Source organism: Bartonella sp. 1-1C, assembly GCF_002810325.1.
In the GTDB taxonomy this organism is placed as follows: Bacteria; Pseudomonadota; Alphaproteobacteria; order Rhizobiales; family Rhizobiaceae; genus Bartonella; species Bartonella rochalimae.
In genome coordinates this window covers 751,457-769,670 of the sequence record NZ_CP019489.1, presented here as the reverse complement: position 1 = coordinate 769,670, position 18,214 = coordinate 751,457, and the positions used below count along the sequence as shown (strand labels likewise).

Genomic DNA, 18,214 nt, shown 5'->3' with positions numbered 1-18,214 from the left:
TTATTTTAGCCTTTATATATATAAGCGTAGTAATCATCAAAAGAGAGCAGCATAGTAGTAACTTCGATAAAGAATAACCGGCATAGATAATAAAAAGTATTTTTATATATAGAGAGATTGCTGTTAGAGTGAGTCATAAAATTTGTATTTGAACGGTTTAATAATTTATAAAAAAATTCAAAGTTTTCTAAATAGAAAACTTTGAGTTTGGAATCGTGCTAGTGAGTCATTTCTTTTTTTAGGTTTTCATTAATTTTATCAAGAAATCCTGTTGTGGATAGCCATTTTTTTTCGGGACCGATTAAAATAGCGAGATCTTTTGTCATGAAACCTGCTTCAACAGTATTAATACAAACTCTTTCCAATGTAGTAGCAAAGTTTTTTAATTTTTCATTATTATCAAGCTTAGCACGATGTGTTAGTCCACGTGTCCAAGCAAAAATAGAAGCAATAGAATTTGTTGATGTTTCTTTATTATTTTGATGCTGACGGTAATGACGCGTTACTGTACCATGAGCAGCTTCTGCTTCAACAGTTTTACCATCTGGTGTCATGAGAACAGAAGTCATTAGACCAAGAGAACCAAATCCTTGAGCAACGATATCTGATTGAACATCACCATCATAATTTTTACATGCCCAAACGTAACCACCTGACCATTTAAGCGCAGAAGCCACCATGTCATCGATGAGACGATGCTCATAATATAATTTACGACTTTCAAATTCGGTTTTAAATTCTGAGTCAAATATTTCTTGAAAGATATCTTTAAAACGACCATCATAGGCTTTTAAAATAGTATTCTTTGTCGAAAGATAGACAGGAACATTGCGTTGAAGTCCGTAATGAAAGGACGCGCGGGCGAAATCGCGAATTGATTCATCAAGATTATACATTGCCATTGCAACTCCTGCACTTGGAGCATTAAAGACATCATGTTCAATAATTTGGCCATCATCGCCAATAAATTTAATACTTAATTTTCCTTTACTCGGAAATTTGAAATCTGTTGCTTTATATTGGTCGCCAAAAGCATGACGTCCGACAATAATTGGTTTTGTCCAATTTGGAACGAGACGTGGAATATTTTTGCAGATAATAGGCTCACGAAAAATAACGCCTCCTAAAATATTGCGAATTGTTCCATTTGGTGATTTCCACATTTTTGTTAAATTAAATTCTTTAACACGTGCTTCATCAGGAGTAATGGTTGCACATTTTACACCGACTCCATATTTTTTGATTGCGTGAGCAGAATCAATTGTTATTTGATCGCTAGTTGCTTCTCTATTTTCAATGGAAAGATCATAATATTTAAGATCAATATCGAGATAGGGATGAATGAGTTTATCTTTAATATATTTCCAGATAATACGAGTCATTTCATCACCGTCGATTTCAACAATCGGGTTTGTCACTTTAATCTTTGCCATTAGGAGTCCCTTTTTGTATTGAAATAATATTTTTCTTATAGCACTTTCAGATCCATGATGGAAATTAAAAACAGAAATCTAGAAAAAGCTTTCTGTATATATAACTCAGTTTTTATTTTAAATATTTGTTCTTTTAATTCTTCGTTTTTATTTTGAAATCTTTTTATTTGTGTTATATTAATTACAATATAGGGTATTATTGGGGTGCATCATTTAAATGGGGGGAAATAATGGTTTCTATTAACTCGTTTCAAGTAAATCCAGGAATTGATAGCTACCAAAAACATAGCTTACATAAAGAGCAGAATTTAAGTCAGATACTTCAGGATACTCTTCAGGTGCCATCTGCGCATATTAGTAATAAAAATATTATTCCTTCAGTTTTTCATGATACATTATCACGTCTTCAAGAGTTGTCTGATAATTCTAATAATAAAATTCAATTTACAGAAATCTTACCTTCTTTAATTGATAGTACTTATTCTCTTTCTTTATGGAACACTTTTGAAGCTGATGCATCACAATTTCAAGATTATGATGGCGTTCCAAATGGTCGTTTTCAGGTTTATGTTCCTTTAATAATGGACAATAATCAATTAAAAAATCTGGTGCATTCTTTAGCAAGAGAAGAGAAATTAATTGGAGCACCACAAGCTTTGTTTACAGCTCTAGAACATGATACTGCTAGAATATATAATCAATCAGATATAGAAAATCTTATTGGAAAATCAGTTAATTGGAAACAAGGTAATGTGTTTGGTACAATGTGGGATCGCCGTATGATTGATGAGCAATTAATCCAACAATTTCAACAGGAAGGTAAGCAAATATTTACGGGCTCTATAGGATCTCTTCGTTTTTCTATTATTTATTGAATATCAGCATTAAGCTATGTAGTTTTAATGATATTGCCTTGTTTGCATTAATTAAGTACAAGGATTTATTTTATTACATGATAAAAACTCACAAGCTAATTTAGAGATTACATTGGCCAAATAAAAAAACGATAAAATCAATACTTTACTTTCTTATCAAGGTGAGGGGTTTTATAGTTTGTTGGTTTTGTTTACGTTTTTTCACTATTCTTCCTCTTTTTTTGGTTTTTTATCGTTTAATTTTTATTCCAACATTTTTATAGAAATAATAATCATTTATATTGTTATTTTAAAACATATAATTAATATTTTTTATAATAAAAAACATATTGACAATAATAAATAATATTTAATAAATGCCTTGTATTTACTGTAAATAATAATCCATAAGCTTTTAAAAAGCTGAAAAGTATGCGCTGATCGTTAAGGTGTGCATGGAAAAATCTCCTAATTCTAAAGTTTCTACATCACAGAAGTATGAAAATAGAATGATTAGTATAGACAATAAATCGAGTACAGAGTCGATGGATATCTCTCAAAAGGAACTACGAAAGTCTATAGAGATGTCTATCAACATATACATGATTAATGGGCTTTACATTCTTCCTGAGGAGCTCGCCTTTATAAAGAAGTATATGACTGCAGCTGATAGTTTTTTACGCGAAGATTTTTCATCTAGTGATTTTTCTCTTAAAGATTTTTTACTTAGAGATTTGTTATTCAGAGATCTTACACGGAAGAAATTTAACATTCCGATAGATGAAATTTGATCAAATGGCTATATCTATTCTAATAATTTAACGCTAAAAAATAAATATGAATTGCAAGGCATAGAGTTTCGAAATGTATGTGCCTATGATGTACTAAAAGCAGAGTACAGGCTAAAAAAAGAACCGCTACCAGAAAAGTTTGATTCGTCTTATCTAAAATATCTTCATAAATGTTTATTTGAAGAGACGTTTGAATGGGCTGGGCATACCCGTGACATTCCATTTACATTTTTAGATGGCTCAGTTACCATGGTGCCAGTCAATGATAAAATTAAAGACGGTTTAGAGAGAATCGACCAAATACTAGCCGAAAAGAATAATTTGAAAGGTTTATCACGTAAAGAGTTTGTCTATGAAGCATCGATGCTCTTTGCTTTGTTTAGTAATTTACGACCTTTCGCGGTTGGAAATGGGTGCGCACAACGAATATTTATGGAAAAAATAGCCGAAGCAGCGGGGCATAGGCTTGACTTCTCGGTCGTGACAGAACAACGCATGCGATCTGCTAATAATGCTGCGTTACCACATGATGGCAAAGCTGTAGGCAATATCACTCCTATGTGTCATCTGTTTGAAGATATCTCCAATCCAGAAAAAGTGGATGTTTTAAGAGAATTCATGAATGCCATAAGGAATCGGGGATCTTTTGATGAGTACGCAAATATAAGAAATAAGATTATTGTAGCGCCAAATGAAGGTTCTACTTATACAGGCATCTATAAAGATAGTAGCCCAGATTCTATTATGCTCATGGTGAATGATAAGTATGTTATATGCAAAAAAGATTATCTTGCACCAGAAATATTAACAGCATTACGGCTTGGTGATAAACTTACTTTTAGAGCTTCTGTGCCAGAAAATTTTGAGCATATTCTTATTCCAGAAGAAAAAGTAGCCTCTTTGACAGAAAAAGAAATTGTTGCAAAAATTGTAGGAAATGTTTTCGTCCAAAAAAGTCAGCAAAAAATCAAAACTTTATCAAAATCTGTCTATAAAAACTCGAAAATGTTGGATGCTGATATCAATCTTGTTAATATAGATTCAAATCTAGGTGAACAGTATATTAGGCAGAATATCAGTCCTTTTAAATATATGTCTAAATTGTCAGGTACGGAAATATTGGGTATTAACAGTCCACAGCGTAAACAAGCTAAGAAAGATTACTTTAATCTCAGTCAGGAGTTTGATAATTATATAAGTGTTGTACTCTCTACTAGAGAACAAATTCTTCAAGTGCACCAAGAAAAACAAGAACGTTGTCAGCAATCGATAAAAATGCCTAGTCAAGCAGTGCAAAATGTCCTTTCTTTGTCTGAAGAAGATCAGATCAAAGCTTTAAATGCTAATCCTTCACTTCACGAAGAGATTACAGGTCTTTTGGATAAGGTCAAAGATCGTCTTACATTTTGGGAGTATCAAGCCCTTGATGATAGAGATTATGAGAAACTCTCTAAAAGTATCGGCATATCAGTCAGCAGAGCACAGAAAGTTACAGAAATTATTAAGAAAGCTCAAAAGGTATGTCAGCTAACGAGAAGCAGAGCTCATGAGTTGAAAGCGATGGAATGTAATCGGTTACAAATATAAGATTTACTTTTTATATTCATGGGGACAAAGTATCTGTATAAAATATCCGCCTCTACCTCGATTGTAATAATCTGAGGTGCTGTAGTTTTTTATTCAGTCAGTATTGGATTTATCTAAACAAAAAATAGCTTGGAAAGAACTTTCAATTTATAATGCGCTATAAAAGGAAAATATAAGCCCCTATTTCTTTATCTTTTAAAAAAATTAATCAAACCAACAGATTATGTGAAGGAAAGAAATTGGTACGCCCAAGGGGAATCGAACCCCTGTTTCCGCCGTGAAAGGGCGATGTCCTAACCGCTAGACGATGGGCGCAGACCAATGATGAGGCTTATAGAGAGGATCTTTTTACTTCGCAAGTCCTATAAGTGATTTTTTTAAAAAAAAATGCATTTTATTGAATTATTTTTTTGAGATATGCTTAGGAGATTAGATAATCCAGCTTATTTTACAAGATTTTAAATGATACAATATCTGATAACAATCGGTAATACATTTTAGTGTACAACAATAATAATACTTTTATTTTTTCCAATAAAAACAGATAAAGATAACCAAGTTAGAGATTTTATAATATGTAATATACTTTTGAGTATTATTTTATTCGTTATTGTAGGATTGATACATAAAAATGCATTACTAACATAAAAAGTTATTCCAGAGAAGATCATTATCTGCATTTTTTAATAAAAATTGCTTATAGAACAATTGACTGAAGTACGGTGAGTATATGTTTCTGATCCATTAATTAAATCAATCGCAAGCTACTGTTTATATGATGTAAATAAGCTGGAAGAAAATACGCATCGCGAATCTGAAAATAATGTATATTAAAGTGAGAAGAGTTCATTAAAGAAGATAAATATTTACAAGCTACAATCCTATATAAAGATTCCTAGGTTAGTTAATGGGTACTAAGAGGAATTAGGTTATAGTTTTTTTCTTGTGAAAATCTTTCATCTTTGCAAAAGCTGTATTCTTGATATTTAAGAATAAAATGCTAATGTCGTTTTGTGAATACTAATTCAATAGGATTTTTTATATGACCCAATCAACTCAAAAGATCTTAAATGGACTCGATCGTATTTTAACCCTTGAATTAGTACGTGTGACTGAGTGTGCGGCTGTTGCAGCTGCGCGTTGGCGAGGGCGTGGTGATGAAAAAGCAGCCGATCAAGCTGCTGTGGATGCGATGCGTCGAGAACTTAATTGTTTACCTATTGATGGCATGGTTGTAATCGGTGAGGGAGAGCGTGATGAAGCTCCTATGCTTTATATTGGAGAAAAAGTAGGACTTCAAAATGGAGTAGCTGTTGACATCGCTCTTGATCCACTTGAGGGAACAACTATTTGTGCAAAAAATCTTGCTAATTCACTTGCTGTGATTGCAATTGCCCAAAAAGGGAATTTACTTTATGCTCCTGATGTTTATATGGAGAAAATAGCTATTGGTCCTAGTTATCCAAAGGGAGTGGTTGATATAGATGCGAAGCCTGCTGATAATATTCATGCTCTTGCAAAAGCCAAAGGGGTAGATGTTAATCAAATTACTGTCTGCATTATGGATCGGCCTCGTCATGCAGAATTGATTAATAAAGTGCGTATGACTGGTGCAGCAATTCGTTTAATTAGTGATGGAGATGTTGCCGCTGTTATTCATACAACTGATTCAGATGCAACAGGTATTGATATTTATATGGGTATTGGTGGAGCACCAGAAGGTGTATTAGCTGCGGCAGCTTTACGTTGTACTGGTGGACAAATGCAAGGACGTTTACAATTTAATACAGAAGAGCAAATTGCTCGTGCTGCTAAGATGGGGATTAAGAATCCTAATAAGGTTTATACAATGGAAGAAATGGCCAAGGGTGATGTTTTATTTGCAGCAACAGGTGTAACTGATGGTAATATGTTGTCTGGTGTTAAATTTACTCGTGATTATATTCAAACAGATAGTCTTGTGATGCGTTCACATACTGGTACAATTCGAAATATTAGAGCACAACATAGAAATCAATTGAAATTTGGCTGATGATTTTTAGCCGATATTGCATAAAAATAGAACGCACTGATTAGATAAATATATCTTTGATAAATTTTTAAGATATTTTTGTTTTTTATATAGATACTATGATAATTGCACAGAGCGTGTCCAGCCGTTTTTATCTTCTACATTTCCTTTTTGTATATCGATAAGTTGCGCGCGAAGTTTTTCTGTGATCTCACCATATACTCCATTTCCAATTATACATTCTCCACCTTTATATTTAATACGTCCGATTGCTGTTATAACAGCAGCTGTGCCACATGCAAAAGCTTCTTTAAGGTAACCATTTTGCACATCTTCTTTTAGTGAATTAAAAGAATAAGGGCGTTCTTCTATTGTTAAACCCATTTGTTGTGCTAACTTCAAAATTGAATGACGCGTTATTCCTGCTAGAATAGTACCATTGAGCGCAGGTGTTACAAGTATATTATTAGCCATAATAAAGCAAATATTCATTCCACCAAGTTCTTCAATCCATTTTCGTTCAACCATATCAAGAAAAAGTACCTGACTACAATTATTTTGAGTTGCATTGTTTTGTGCGATTAAGCTTGCTGCATAGTTTCCGCCACATTTAGCAGTTCCTGTACCACTAGGGCCAGCACGACTGTAGTCTGTTTCGAGCCATACGCTAATAGTTGTTTTTTGTCCTGTAAAATATGATTCAGCTGGAGATGCTATGACACAAAAAATATATTCTCGAGAAGGATGAACTTTCAATAGGCTGTCGTTGCCAAACATAAAAGGGCGTAAATAGAGGCTAGCATTTGGATCATTAGAAACCCATTTTTGGTCAATTTTTACTAATTGGTTCACTGCATCCAAAAAGATATCTTTTGGTAATTCAGGCATAGCTAATCGTTTCGCTGATTCCATAAAACGTTGTGCATTAGCCTCAGGGCGAAATAATAAAATACGTCCATCCTTTGCTCGATATGCTTTTAAGCCTTCAAAGATTCCCTGAGCATAATGCAAAATGACACTTGATGGACTAATTTCTAAAGGTTTGTATTGAGAAATAATAGCATCATGCCAACCTTTATCTTCAGTCCATTTAATAATAGCCATATGGTCTGTAAAAAATTGACCAAAACTAGGACTTTTCAGAATTTCTTCACGCTTTTTATCTGATAAAGGTGAAGGATGTTTATCTATTTTAAACACAAATGATGATTTAGGAGAATTCATAAGTTAAACTTTCTGAAACAAGATTTTATTTCTATATCTTTTGGCAAGATAATAAAAAGTTTCTATAATAATATTATGATTGGCAACTTTCTTATGTCAATATTTTCATCATATAATATAGACTCTAGCAACTATTAATAGATATTCTATTATTAGAATTTTGATTATAATTCTTATCGAGAAGTTTGGAACTTTTATATATATACAGCGTTTTTCGAGATACTGTAAATGTTTTTATCATTGAATTATGATTAACAAGTAAAGGAATTCGCTATGATTGAAAAAAAATATCCAATACATGATCAGCAGAAAGCTGTAGAAAAAAGAAACTGTAAATGGTCTAATTCAATTGGTAAAAGTATTTTTACTATTGTTCTTTCTCTTCTCGTTATTTGGCTTATTGTAGTCTTTTTAGGGTCTTTTTGGAATAAATCACAAGAACACATGCATAATAGTAATAAAACAGGAGTAAATCATACAACAACGAGTCCAATACAAAACCAATAGTATCTCCAATACCTTAAAAAGAAAGATATTTTATCATTTTATGAAGTAAATTCTATATATATAAAAGGTGAAATTGGCACAAGTAAAGAAAATGAAGCATCCTAAAAGATAATTTTGATATTAACCATAACATCTAGAGAAAGAGAAGAAAACGGATAAAATAGAATGACAGTTGTTTGGACTGTCATTACGTTTGTTTAGTTTGTGATAAAACAGCTCCCCCCAGATTGTTTGATATTTTCACAAAGGCTTACAGCTTCATTACGGTTTTGTGTTTGAATTCGAACACGATAGTAGGTACCTTTCCCTGATATGAGGGCAGATTGAATATTTAATGGCCGAGAACCAATAATAGATCCAAATTTAGATTTTATTTTTCTCAAAGAATTTTGCGCTAATTCAGGAGTGGGTTGGGATGAAAGTTGCACATAATATTTTTCATCACTTTGCTCTGTTGTTTGTTCTAAGGGACTTGAATGAGCGGAAGTTGGCATTGGAATCTTTGAATTCAATTGGGCAGGTGAAGGAATTGGTATAAGTGAATTTCGAGTTTTTTCTTGAATAGTAGAGATAGCATTACTTTCTGTGATAATGTGGTCAATGTCAGTTGTAGGAGTATGTTGCATCTTTTCTTGATTTTTTTCATTGTTCTTTACATCAGGTAATTGCGAAGAAACAGATGATTGCTTTTGAGATTGTTCAGGTACAGTTTTTTTAGTTACTTCAGATTGAGCAAAAGGCTCTTCATTTTTGTGGTGGATTTGATTTACTACAATTGTACCATCTGATTTTACAACAACAGTTTTAACTTCATGTGTCGGAACAGTATGATTAATCGCTGCAGTGATTGCATTTTCAACATAAGCTTCATTAAGAGGAGAAGCTGTAGGATTTTCAGGTTCTTTCTTATTTAACGCTGTTAAATCTTCTGATGGGGCTTCATTAAGAGGAGAAGCTGTAGGATTTTCAGGTTCTTTCTTATTTAACGCTGTTAAATCTTCTGATGGGGCTTCATTAAGAGGAGAAGCTGTAAGATTTTCAGGTTCTTTCTTCTTTAATGTCGTTAAATCTTCAGGAGCTTCAGAATTATCAAAAAGAAATTGTTGTGCATTTTCTTGCTTCTCATTTTTTTCGGTTATCTGTTTGTAAAGGTCTAAATTATGCGTAATATTACTTTCAGATTCGGTTATTTCTGGTTTGACTTTAAAAGGCGTATTATCAGCACGGATAATATTTGGACTTTCATTCATGTCTGATAACATAAAAAAGTGAACATAACTGACAAGACCAATTGCAGCCAAAATAAGAAAAGCAATACTTTTAAAGAGAATTCCTATAATAGAAAAACTTTTTGGGGAAGAATTTTCTAATGTATTAGCAGGTATTTCATTTGCGTACCCATATTGTGAATCTTCAGGAAAAGAAGAGGAATAATGTTTTCCATTTTCAGGAGAAGAATAGTTGATATTTGGTTCTTGAGTATTTATATGTAAATTTGCTGTTAGATTTTTTTTAGCAGGATAAAAAACTTCGCTTTGCTGTTTTTGAGAAAAATTTTTGGTTATAGTGCTACCTACGCCGAATACATCAGTAAATTCTTTTTCTAAACCATCATTAGATACATCATATTTTGGTTCCTCATATGAAACTTCTGAGACCATAATTGGTTCAGTCCGTTCTACTATTTCCTCTGCAAATTTATAGGTATCAACATTAGGAGGAGAATTATCACTGTGCGAAGAGCTTTCTATAGAAAAACTATTAGTTTGTGAAATATTAAAAGTCTTTAATGAGGTTTGTGTATAATTTAAATTATTTTCGCTATATTGCTCTCTTTGTTCATTATTTTGAGAGTTATTTTTAATATTATGATTATCATTTTTAGTATATTGAATTTGAGCATTATTATATAATGAATATTTTGTTTCATTATCTTCTTTTAAAGGTTCTGTTTCATGATGATTAATGATATGCTGTTCTTGTGAAAAGTCTTCTAAACTAACGGATTTATCAGTAGGTGACGAATCCATCATAGATGAAACATTCGTTGATTTATCCATTGTAGCGCTGTCTATATTTGAAACTGTATTAACAGATGAAGAAAATATACGCGTATCCGTGGAAGAAATTGGTATATCAACTTGATAATCTTCAACAAAATTTTGTTGAGAAGTTGGTCTTTCATATGAGTAATTTACAGATGTATTGTAAATATTTTTCTGATAAGCATACTTTGGCTTTACACTATAAATATCTGACTGTTGGTCTCGCATTTGTAAAGGAGTCTCAGCCTCTTTATAAAAAGCTGCATTAGAAGATATATATTCACTTTGTGCATTCACCTTATCAGGAAAAGAATTTTGCATTTGTGCATTGAAATTATTGGTTTCAAAAGAAGAGTTGATATTAACAGTCTCTGAGGTGTTTTGTGTTGTCTGAGAGTTTGGGATAGGCAATGGAGAAAGTGTATTTAAAATTTGTTCTTCATTATTATCAATATGAGGAGAATGTTCGACTACATTTCTATAGTTTTGGTTATCGGTATTTAATTGTGGGTCCCATTGTTCATTATCATCAAATGGTAATTCGCCAGCTAAATTATTTTCAGTAATTTCTTCTAGGAAAGGCAAATCAAATGAAGAAGAGCCTCCAGAATTTTCAGACTCCAAATGTTCTGATTTTAATGAAGAATCAGCATTCTGAGCATTATTTTTTTTATTTTCTAAATTTGAATTGAAAATTTGCGTAAGCCTTTCCACTGGATCATAATGCTCATGATCTTGTTTCATTTCCTCTGGATTTTTGCGATCATTATCGCTCATAGGTCTTCTCGCATGAAAATCTGTATTTTTTTATGTACAACTATTAATTCCATTCCATTGTATATTAAACTAATTTACTGTATATTAAATTTAATTTTTTACCAATTAAAGAATATACAAAAAATATCCTAAATCAAATATTCATTTTATATATTTATAGAACTTTTTCAACGCATTTCTGTTAGTGCTTTTACTCCAATAATTGTGAGCCCTGATGATAAAATATTAATAATAGCTTGAATTAATCCAAGTCTGGCTAATGATAATTCTTTATTATCAGGTTTAATAAAACGTAAATTAGGATTGTCATTGCCCTTATTCCAATGTCCATGGAAGTTTGATGCAAGGTCATAAAGATAAAACGCTAGTCGATGTGGTTCTTTGTAAATGACGGCTTGTTCAATGATCCGTGGATATTCGGTGAGTTTGCGTATTAATAATATTTCATTCTCATCGACTAATTGGTCAAGATGCGCAATCATTGTACTGTTTGAAGGATTTTCAGTAAGAAAGACTTCTTGTGCTTGACGAAAGACTGAATGACAACGTGCATGTGCATATTGTACATAAAAAACTGGGTTATCTTTCGATTGTTCTGTTACTTTTGCGAAATCAAAATCAAGAGGTGCTTCACATTTACGATAAAGCATCATAAAACGAACTGGGTCACGGCCAACTTCTTCTACAACATCACGAAGAGTAACAAAGGATCCAGCTCTTTTGGACATGCGTACGGGTTGACCATCGCGAAAAAGTTTCACTAACTGACACAAGAGAACAGTTAGTTTGACTTTATTTCCAGAAATTGCTTTTGCTACAGCTTCTAATCGCTTTACATAACCAGTGTGATCAGCGCCTAGAATGTAAATCATTTCATCAAAGTGGCGATTAAATTTATCACGAAAATAAGCAACATCAGCTGCAAAATAAGTATAAGAATTATCTGATTTAATTAGAGCACGATCTTGGTCGTCACCAACGTCAGTTGAACGAAATAAGGTCTGTTCGCGTGGTTCCCAATCCTCTATATTTTTCCCTTTTGGTGGTGGCAGTGTACCCTTATAGATATAACCACTTAAAGTAAGATCAGTAATAGTACTACGGATGGCTTGCGCGTTATTTTCGTAAAGCGTACGTTCCGAGAAAAAAACATCATGATAAATATTAAGAGCTGCTAGATCTTTGCGAATCGTTGCCATCATTGCATCAATTGCATGTTCTTGTATTATAGATAAAGCTTCTTCTTGATCTATAATTAATAATTTGTCACCGAATTTTTTAGCAAGAGATTGCCCCAATGGTATGAGATATTCACCTGGATAAAGCCCTTCTGGAATTTCACTGATTATTTGTCCAAGTGCTTGACGATAACGCAACATTACAGAACGAGCGAGTATTTTTATTTGTTCACCAGCATCATTGATGTAATATTCTTTAGTAACTTCATAACCAGCAAACTGAAGCAAATTAGCAAGAACATCTCCAATAACAGCACCCCGGCAATGCCCAACATGCATAGGTCCGGTTGGATTTGCAGAGACATATTCGATATTGATTTTTTTCCCTTGTCCTATTTCAATTTGACCATAGGATATTCCTTTTTCAATCATTGACTTTAAGGCATTTTGCCAAAATGATTGTTTAAATTTAATATTAATAAATCCAGGGCCGGCTATATCGATGTGATCAATGTCGCTAACAGATTGATCACTATTGAGGAGCTTTATAATTTTTTCAGCAAGAGCACGTGGACTTAGTCCAACGGATTTAGCAAGTACCATAGCAGCATTTGTTGATAAATCGCCATGTAAAGAATCACGTGGAGGGTCAGCAACGATTTTTGATAAATCTAAGATTTCACCATTTTTTCCTTTTATATCAGATGATTCAATTAATTTTTTAATTTTATTTTCGAAATTCTTAAAAACATTCATATTCAAATTCCATGTTGTATTCGAAATAGTGAATCGAAATCATCTGTATGCTTAAATAACCGATGGTATTCACGCAAAGCATAATAATCGGTCATACCTGATAAAAAATCAGCAATAAGTCGTGCTAACTCTTGATCGGTTAAATGAGTTATTTTAATATACCAATTTTCAGGCAATAAGCTTGGATTTTCATAATAACAGTCGAATAATTTTTGTACAATAGATTTCGCTATGTTGCGACGTACAAGAACCTTATCGTGATAATAAAGATTTTGAAAGAGAAAATCCTTTAATTGCTTTTCTTGAGTAGCCATTCTTGGAGAAAAAGTAATAATAGTTTGTTTCGCTTGATAAACATCACTTGTGCTCTTTGGTTTGATAAGAGATAAATTGCTTTGTGATTGTTCAATAACATCTTCAACCATGATTGTTATTTGTCGACGTACTAACTCATATCCGCGTCGAGTTTGGTCAAGTTTAGGATATTTTTTTTCGATATCTTTTAATAATGAAGCAGTCAAGGAAACTTGCTCGAACTGATCAATTGTTAAAAAGTGCGAACGTAAACCATCATCGATATCATGAGCGTTGTAAGCAATATCATCAGCAACAGCTGCGCATTGCGCTTCTAGTCCAGCATAGCAATTAAGCTCAAGATTCTGTTGTGCGTTATAGTGTAAAATATCGATAGAAACATTTTTATTTTTAGAATGAGGACCTAAAAGAGGACCATTATGCTTCACAAGTCCTTCAAGTGTTTCCCAAGTAAGATTTAATCCGTCAAAATCTGCATAACGCTGTTCTAGTTTTGTAACAATCCGTAGCGTTTGTGCGTTATGATCAAAACCTCCATAAGGAGCCATTGCTTCATTCAGAGCATCTTCTCCTGCATGGCCAAAAGGTGTATGCCCAAAATCATGCGCGAGGGCAATCGCTTCTGCGAGATCTTCATCAAGATTGAGTGCGCGGGCTAATGTGCGTGCAATTTGAGAAACTTCGATTGAATGAGTTAAACGTGTCCGATAATGATCACTCTCATCGGCAATAAAAACTTGAGTTTTATGTTTAAGACGTCGAAATGCATTAGAGTGAATAATACGATCACGATCGCGTTGAAAAGGTGTACGTGTCGTACTTTCTGCTTCGTAAAATAGTCTGCCGCGACTTTTTCGAGGATTCGTGCTATATATCGCTCGAGATTGATAATTGTAATTGATATTGCTTATATCCATTGCAAGTTATCCATTCTCACCTTAAATTTAGAATCATTCATTATTAACAAAATTCTATGTATTTGGGATACTCTTTCTTTACAATTGAGTTCACTAATTCAAGGAACTAGTAGCGCATGAGTGTAAATATTTCAGATATTGCTGCCAAACAAATTGCGCAGATACTTGCAGAGCAACCTAGAAAAACAGCTTTACGTATTTCTGTTGAAGGGGGAGGATGTTCGGGTTTTTCTTATAAGTATGATTTGGTCTCTGAAAGTAAAGAAGATGATTTTATTATTAAAAAGGGTGGAGCGGTTGTATTTATTGATTCAATATCTCTTGCTTTCATGGAAGGAGCTGAAATTGATTTTGTCGATGATCTTATGGGGCAATCTTTTCAAATTCATAATCCTAATGCTACTTCATCATGTGGTTGTGGTGTTAGCTTTTCAATTTAGAATAATTACTTTTCCATATTACTCCTTGAAAAGATTACCAATTTGATCAACAATGTAAAAATGGAAATTTTTATAAAAAAGTCATATCAGATTTTGTGGTTGATAATAACATTTATCTTGTTGACTTGGATTAATGTCGCCTTTTCTGAAGAAGGAGAATTTCAAAGGAATCAAGGAGAAGAATTAGCTACTTCTATTATGGATTCTCATGATCATGAAAAGGATAATTCATACTCGCAACTTGTATTAAACGCTCAACTAACAAATAAGAGTGAAAATATTATGAGTGGGTTAGTGTGGCGTGTTTATGCACCTATTTTGGGAAGCGACAATAAATTGCCATTGGTTGCAACTTATGAAGGTGGCTCCGCACGTTTTGATTTAAAACCAGGGAGCTATCTTGTTCATGTTTCATTTGGTCATGCAAGTGTTGTGCAACGTGTAAGTTTAGAGAATAGACAACACCTTGTTAAAAATTTTAATCTTGATGCGGGTGGTATTATTTTAAATAGCATATTATTTAATGGTACAATTAATGAAAAGGAATTGCGTTTTACTATATATGAGGATGAAAGAGAAAATGATGATACAGGTGTGATCTTAGCAAATGTTAAACCACAATCGATGGTGCGTTTAAAAGCTGGTCACTATCGTGTTGTTTCTCATTATGGTTCAGTTAATGCCATTATACGTTCAGATATTCAGGTAGAAGCTGGTAAAATTACTGAAGTAACCCTTGAACATCAAGCTGCTCAAATTATTTTAAAGTTAGTACGTCAAGAGGGAGGAGAAGCACTGGCAGATACAAGCTGGTCTATCACTAATGACTCTGGTGATATTATTTATGAAACAGTTGGTGCTTATGTTTTGCTTGTTTTAGTAGAGGGTGATTATATTGCTATTGCTAAAAATAAAGATAAAATTTATCGAAAGGTTTTTTCGGTGGTTTCTGGTCAAGATAAAGATGTGAATGTTATAGCAAATTCGCAAAATATACAGCAATTTGATGACTCAATAGAGTGATTCATTATTTTGAATGTACATTGTAATTATTAAAGGGGATATTTAAAGTTTTGGTTATAGAGTTTTCAACATTAAGTGTTTTTTTTGCTGGTGCATTATCTTTTTTATCACCCTGTGTTTTGCCATTAGTTCCTCCTTATTTGTGCTATATGGCAGGTGTTAGCATTGACGATTTTCGATCAAAAAAGCAAGACAGAAGAGCATCCGTACGCTTAGTACTTTTGTCTTCTGTTATTGCTTTCGTTTTTGGGTTTACAACTGTTTTTGTTCTTTTGGGTGCAAGTGCAAGTACACTTGGCAAATTCATCGGTTACTATCGTGATTGGTTTGCTATTGCATCTGGAATTATCATTATTATTTTTGGCTTAAATTTTTTAGGGCTTTTCAAGATTGGTTTATTATTGCGTGAGGTGCGCTTTCAAACACGAAAAACGCCTGCTGGACCTTTAGGAGCTTATATTATTGGGTTAGCTTTTGCATTTGGTTGGACACCATGTATTGGTCCAATTTTAGGGCCCATTATAACGCTTGCCGGAACGAAAGAAACTGTAGGTGAAGGGGCTATGCTTTTGGGTGTTTATGCATTGGGTCTTGGAGTGCCTTTTCTGTTAGCAGCTTTGTTTTCAGGTAGCTTTATGGGATTTTTAGGGGCTTTTCGTGTTCATTTAGGAAAAGTTGAAAAAATTATAGGTATTTTTCTGATTATTACAGGTATTTTATTTTTGACAGGTTCTATGCAAAACTTATCTTTTTGGCTTTTAGAAAATTATCCTTCGTTAGGTAGTATTGAAACGATTAGTTGGCATGATATTATAAATTTATTTGGATTTTTTCGTTAATTATATGTGCTTTTATGGTTAGAAGTTGTCTTTCTATTGTTCTCGCAGCAGGTGAGGGGACGCGTATGAAATCGTCTCTTCCTAAGGTCCTCCATAAAGTAGCTGGGTTACCACTTGTGTGTCACGTGATAAGACAAATAGAATTATTAAATTCTTCGCAATTAGCAGTGGTTGTAGGGGTTGGTGCAGAAGACGTTACTAAAATTGTACAATCATTTGTAAAAAATGTGATGATTTTTGAACAAAAAGAGCGGTTAGGCACTGCTCATGCTGTTTTATCTGCACGAATTGCTTTGGAAAAAGAAGTGGATGATGTTCTCATTGTTTTTGGAGACACTCCTTTAATTGAGCAAAATACATTGGTCAAAATTCGTGAACAACTTGCTAAGGAAGCAGATGTTGTTGTCACTGGTTTTTATACTTCTAATCCAACAGGTTATGGTCGTCTTCTCAATAAAAATGGTAAGATTATTGCGATTGTAGAAGAACAAGATGCAAGCGATGAAGAGAAAAAAATCTCTTTTTGTAATGGTGGAATAATGGCCATTAAGGGAAAGTATGTTCTTTCTCTTCTAGATAAAGTTAATAATAACAATTTGAAAGGAGAATATTATCTAACAGATATTGTTTCTATTGCAGCTTGTGAGGGCTTAAACATTCAAGTTGTGGAAGTTCCTTTCGATCATGTTGTAGGAATTAATAATTGTTTTGAGCTTTTTGAGGTTGATGTTTTATGGCAAAAACGTAAAGCGCGCGATTTCATGTTATCTGGTGTTCGAATATTAAAGCCAGAAAGTGTTTATTTTTCTTATGACACAGAAATTGAATCAGATGTTGTGATTGAACCAAATGTTTATTTTGGATCAGGAGTAAAAGTGCGGTCTGGCGCAGTTATTCACGCATTTAGTTACCTAGAAGGTGTTGTGATTGGTATAGATACAGAGATTGGACCTTATGCGCGTTTGCGGACTGGAACAGAGTTAGAACGATCGGTTAAGATTGGAAATTTTTGTGAAATTAAGCAAGCAAAAATAGGAGAGTGTTCCAAGATTAACCATTTGAGTTATATCGGGGATGCAGAAATTGGGAAACATACTAATATTGGAGCTGGTACAATTACTTGTAATTATGATGGTTTTAACAAACATAAAATTGTGATTGGAGACAATACTTTTATTGGTTCTAATTCAGCACTTGTTTCTCCTTTGATCATAGGGGAAGGAGCCTATATCGCTTCAGGAAGTGTTATCACTGAAAATGTTCCCGCTGATAGTATGGCTTTGGGGCGTGCACGGCAGATTATAAAAGAAGATCGTGCAGAAAAATTACGTGAGCGTTTATCAGCAAATAAAAAAAAGAATTAATTGTTTTTATTTATTTCTCAGTTTTAATAGTGATCTAATAATTGTGCAGATACTTGTTCTTAGTTATGACCATGCCATATCAATTTATATGGCTGTTTAGATTAGAATGTAGATCGTTTGATTTTTATAGTGTTTATTATCAATTTAGGATGT

General features: G+C 33.2%; 14 protein-coding genes and 1 tRNA gene. 9 read left to right on the top strand and 6 right to left on the bottom strand.

Annotation, left to right across the window (positions count from 1 at the left end; translation table 11 throughout):
* Positions 1 to 218: 218 nt before the first annotated feature.
* On the bottom strand, positions 219 to 1,433 hold the full coding sequence (locus B11cv2_RS03485) for an NADP-dependent isocitrate dehydrogenase (protein ID WP_100693334.1): 1,215 nt from the start codon (positions 1,431 to 1,433) through the stop codon (positions 219 to 221).
* 230 nt (positions 1,434 to 1,663) lie between these two features.
* Between B11cv2_RS03485 and B11cv2_RS03480 the strand changes: the two genes are divergently transcribed.
* The 3 genes from B11cv2_RS03480 (at position 1,664) to B11cv2_RS03470 (ending at position 4,665) form a co-directional block, all read left to right on the top strand.
* Positions 1,664 to 2,308, top strand: a complete 645-nt coding sequence (locus B11cv2_RS03480; RefSeq protein ID WP_100693333.1) for a hypothetical protein — start codon at positions 1,664 to 1,666, stop codon at positions 2,306 to 2,308.
* Between the two features lie 434 nt (positions 2,309 to 2,742).
* Entirely contained in the window at positions 2,743 to 3,078 is a 336-nt protein-coding gene (locus B11cv2_RS03475) for a hypothetical protein (protein ID WP_100693332.1), read from the top strand.
* Positions 3,079 to 3,129: 51 nt separating this feature from the next.
* A complete protein-coding gene (locus tag B11cv2_RS03470; RefSeq protein WP_148664924.1) occupies positions 3,130 to 4,665 on the top strand; it encodes a BID domain-containing T4SS effector in 1,536 nt (511 codons plus the stop codon).
* A 240-nt stretch (positions 4,666 to 4,905) separates the two neighbouring features.
* Here B11cv2_RS03470 and B11cv2_RS03465 read toward each other — a convergent pair.
* A tRNA-Glu gene (locus B11cv2_RS03465) sits at positions 4,906 to 4,980 on the bottom strand.
* Between the two features lie 727 nt (positions 4,981 to 5,707).
* Between B11cv2_RS03465 and glpX the strand changes: the two genes are divergently transcribed.
* Positions 5,708 to 6,697 carry a class II fructose-bisphosphatase gene (glpX, locus tag B11cv2_RS03460; protein WP_100693330.1) on the top strand — a complete coding sequence of 330 codons (990 nt, stop codon included), beginning with the start codon at positions 5,708 to 5,710 and terminating at the stop codon, positions 6,695 to 6,697.
* 96 nt (positions 6,698 to 6,793) lie between these two features.
* Here glpX and B11cv2_RS03455 read toward each other — a convergent pair whose 3' ends face one another.
* Positions 6,794 to 7,900, bottom strand: coding sequence for a branched-chain amino acid aminotransferase (locus B11cv2_RS03455; RefSeq protein ID WP_100693329.1), 1,107 nt, complete (start codon positions 7,898 to 7,900; stop codon positions 6,794 to 6,796).
* A 273-nt stretch (positions 7,901 to 8,173) separates the two neighbouring features.
* Here B11cv2_RS03455 and B11cv2_RS03450 point away from each other — a divergent pair, with 273 nt between their 5' ends.
* On the top strand, positions 8,174 to 8,407 hold the full coding sequence (locus B11cv2_RS03450) for a hypothetical protein (RefSeq protein ID WP_100693328.1): 234 nt from the start codon (positions 8,174 to 8,176) through the stop codon (positions 8,405 to 8,407).
* Between the two features lie 197 nt (positions 8,408 to 8,604).
* Here B11cv2_RS03450 and B11cv2_RS03445 read toward each other — a convergent pair whose 3' ends face one another.
* The 3 genes from B11cv2_RS03445 to B11cv2_RS03435 form a co-directional block, all read right to left on the bottom strand.
* Positions 8,605 to 11,229, bottom strand: a complete 2,625-nt coding sequence (locus B11cv2_RS03445) for an SPOR domain-containing protein (RefSeq protein ID WP_100693327.1) — start codon at positions 11,227 to 11,229, stop codon at positions 8,605 to 8,607.
* A gap of 167 nt (positions 11,230 to 11,396) precedes the next feature.
* A complete protein-coding gene (gene argS / locus B11cv2_RS03440) occupies positions 11,397 to 13,163 on the bottom strand; it encodes an arginine--tRNA ligase (protein WP_100693326.1) in 1,767 nt (588 codons plus the stop codon).
* A gap of 2 nt (positions 13,164 to 13,165) precedes the next feature.
* Positions 13,166 to 14,395 (bottom strand): deoxyguanosinetriphosphate triphosphohydrolase, encoded by a 1,230-nt coding sequence (locus tag B11cv2_RS03435; RefSeq protein WP_100693325.1) that lies wholly within the window; start codon positions 14,393 to 14,395, stop codon positions 13,166 to 13,168.
* A gap of 116 nt (positions 14,396 to 14,511) precedes the next feature.
* Between B11cv2_RS03435 and B11cv2_RS03430 the strand changes: the two genes are divergently transcribed.
* The 4 genes from B11cv2_RS03430 to glmU are packed head-to-tail and all read left to right on the top strand — an operon-like array spanning position 14,512 to position 18,061.
* On the top strand, positions 14,512 to 14,835 hold the full coding sequence (locus B11cv2_RS03430) for an iron-sulfur cluster assembly accessory protein (RefSeq protein ID WP_100693324.1): 324 nt from the start codon (positions 14,512 to 14,514) through the stop codon (positions 14,833 to 14,835).
* A gap of 60 nt (positions 14,836 to 14,895) precedes the next feature.
* Positions 14,896 to 15,858, top strand: coding sequence for a hypothetical protein (locus tag B11cv2_RS03425; protein ID WP_100693323.1), 963 nt, complete (start codon positions 14,896 to 14,898; stop codon positions 15,856 to 15,858).
* A 50-nt stretch (positions 15,859 to 15,908) separates the two neighbouring features.
* Complete coding sequence (locus B11cv2_RS03420; protein WP_100693322.1) at positions 15,909 to 16,697, top strand: cytochrome c biogenesis CcdA family protein; 789 nt, start codon at positions 15,909 to 15,911, stop codon at positions 16,695 to 16,697.
* 14 nt (positions 16,698 to 16,711) lie between these two features.
* The gene (gene glmU / locus B11cv2_RS03415; protein WP_100693321.1) at positions 16,712 to 18,061 is read left to right on the top strand and encodes a bifunctional UDP-N-acetylglucosamine diphosphorylase/glucosamine-1-phosphate N-acetyltransferase GlmU; all 1,350 of its coding nucleotides are present in this window, start codon (positions 16,712 to 16,714) and stop codon (positions 18,059 to 18,061) included.
* Positions 18,062 to 18,214: the final 153 nt, after the last annotated feature.

Coding starts and splice junctions, on each gene's coding strand:
- B11cv2_RS03485 (WP_100693334.1), bottom strand. CDS start 1,433: ATGGCAAAGATTAAAGTGACAAACCCGATTGTTGAAATCGACGGTGAT.
- B11cv2_RS03480 (WP_100693333.1), top strand. CDS start 1,664: ATGGTTTCTATTAACTCGTTTCAAGTAAATCCAGGAATTGATAGCTAC.
- B11cv2_RS03475 (WP_100693332.1), top strand. CDS start 2,743: ATGGAAAAATCTCCTAATTCTAAAGTTTCTACATCACAGAAGTATGAA.
- glpX (WP_100693330.1), top strand. CDS start 5,708: ATGACCCAATCAACTCAAAAGATCTTAAATGGACTCGATCGTATTTTA.
- B11cv2_RS03455 (WP_100693329.1), bottom strand. CDS start 7,900: ATGAATTCTCCTAAATCATCATTTGTGTTTAAAATAGATAAACATCCT.
- B11cv2_RS03450 (WP_100693328.1), top strand. CDS start 8,174: ATGATTGAAAAAAAATATCCAATACATGATCAGCAGAAAGCTGTAGAA.
- B11cv2_RS03445 (WP_100693327.1), bottom strand. CDS start 11,229: ATGAGCGATAATGATCGCAAAAATCCAGAGGAAATGAAACAAGATCAT.
- argS (WP_100693326.1), bottom strand. CDS start 13,163: ATGAATGTTTTTAAGAATTTCGAAAATAAAATTAAAAAATTAATTGAA.
- B11cv2_RS03435 (WP_100693325.1), bottom strand. CDS start 14,395: ATGGATATAAGCAATATCAATTACAATTATCAATCTCGAGCGATATAT.
- B11cv2_RS03430 (WP_100693324.1), top strand. CDS start 14,512: ATGAGTGTAAATATTTCAGATATTGCTGCCAAACAAATTGCGCAGATA.
- B11cv2_RS03425 (WP_100693323.1), top strand. CDS start 14,896: ATGGAAATTTTTATAAAAAAGTCATATCAGATTTTGTGGTTGATAATA.
- glmU (WP_100693321.1), top strand. CDS start 16,712: ATGGTTAGAAGTTGTCTTTCTATTGTTCTCGCAGCAGGTGAGGGGACG.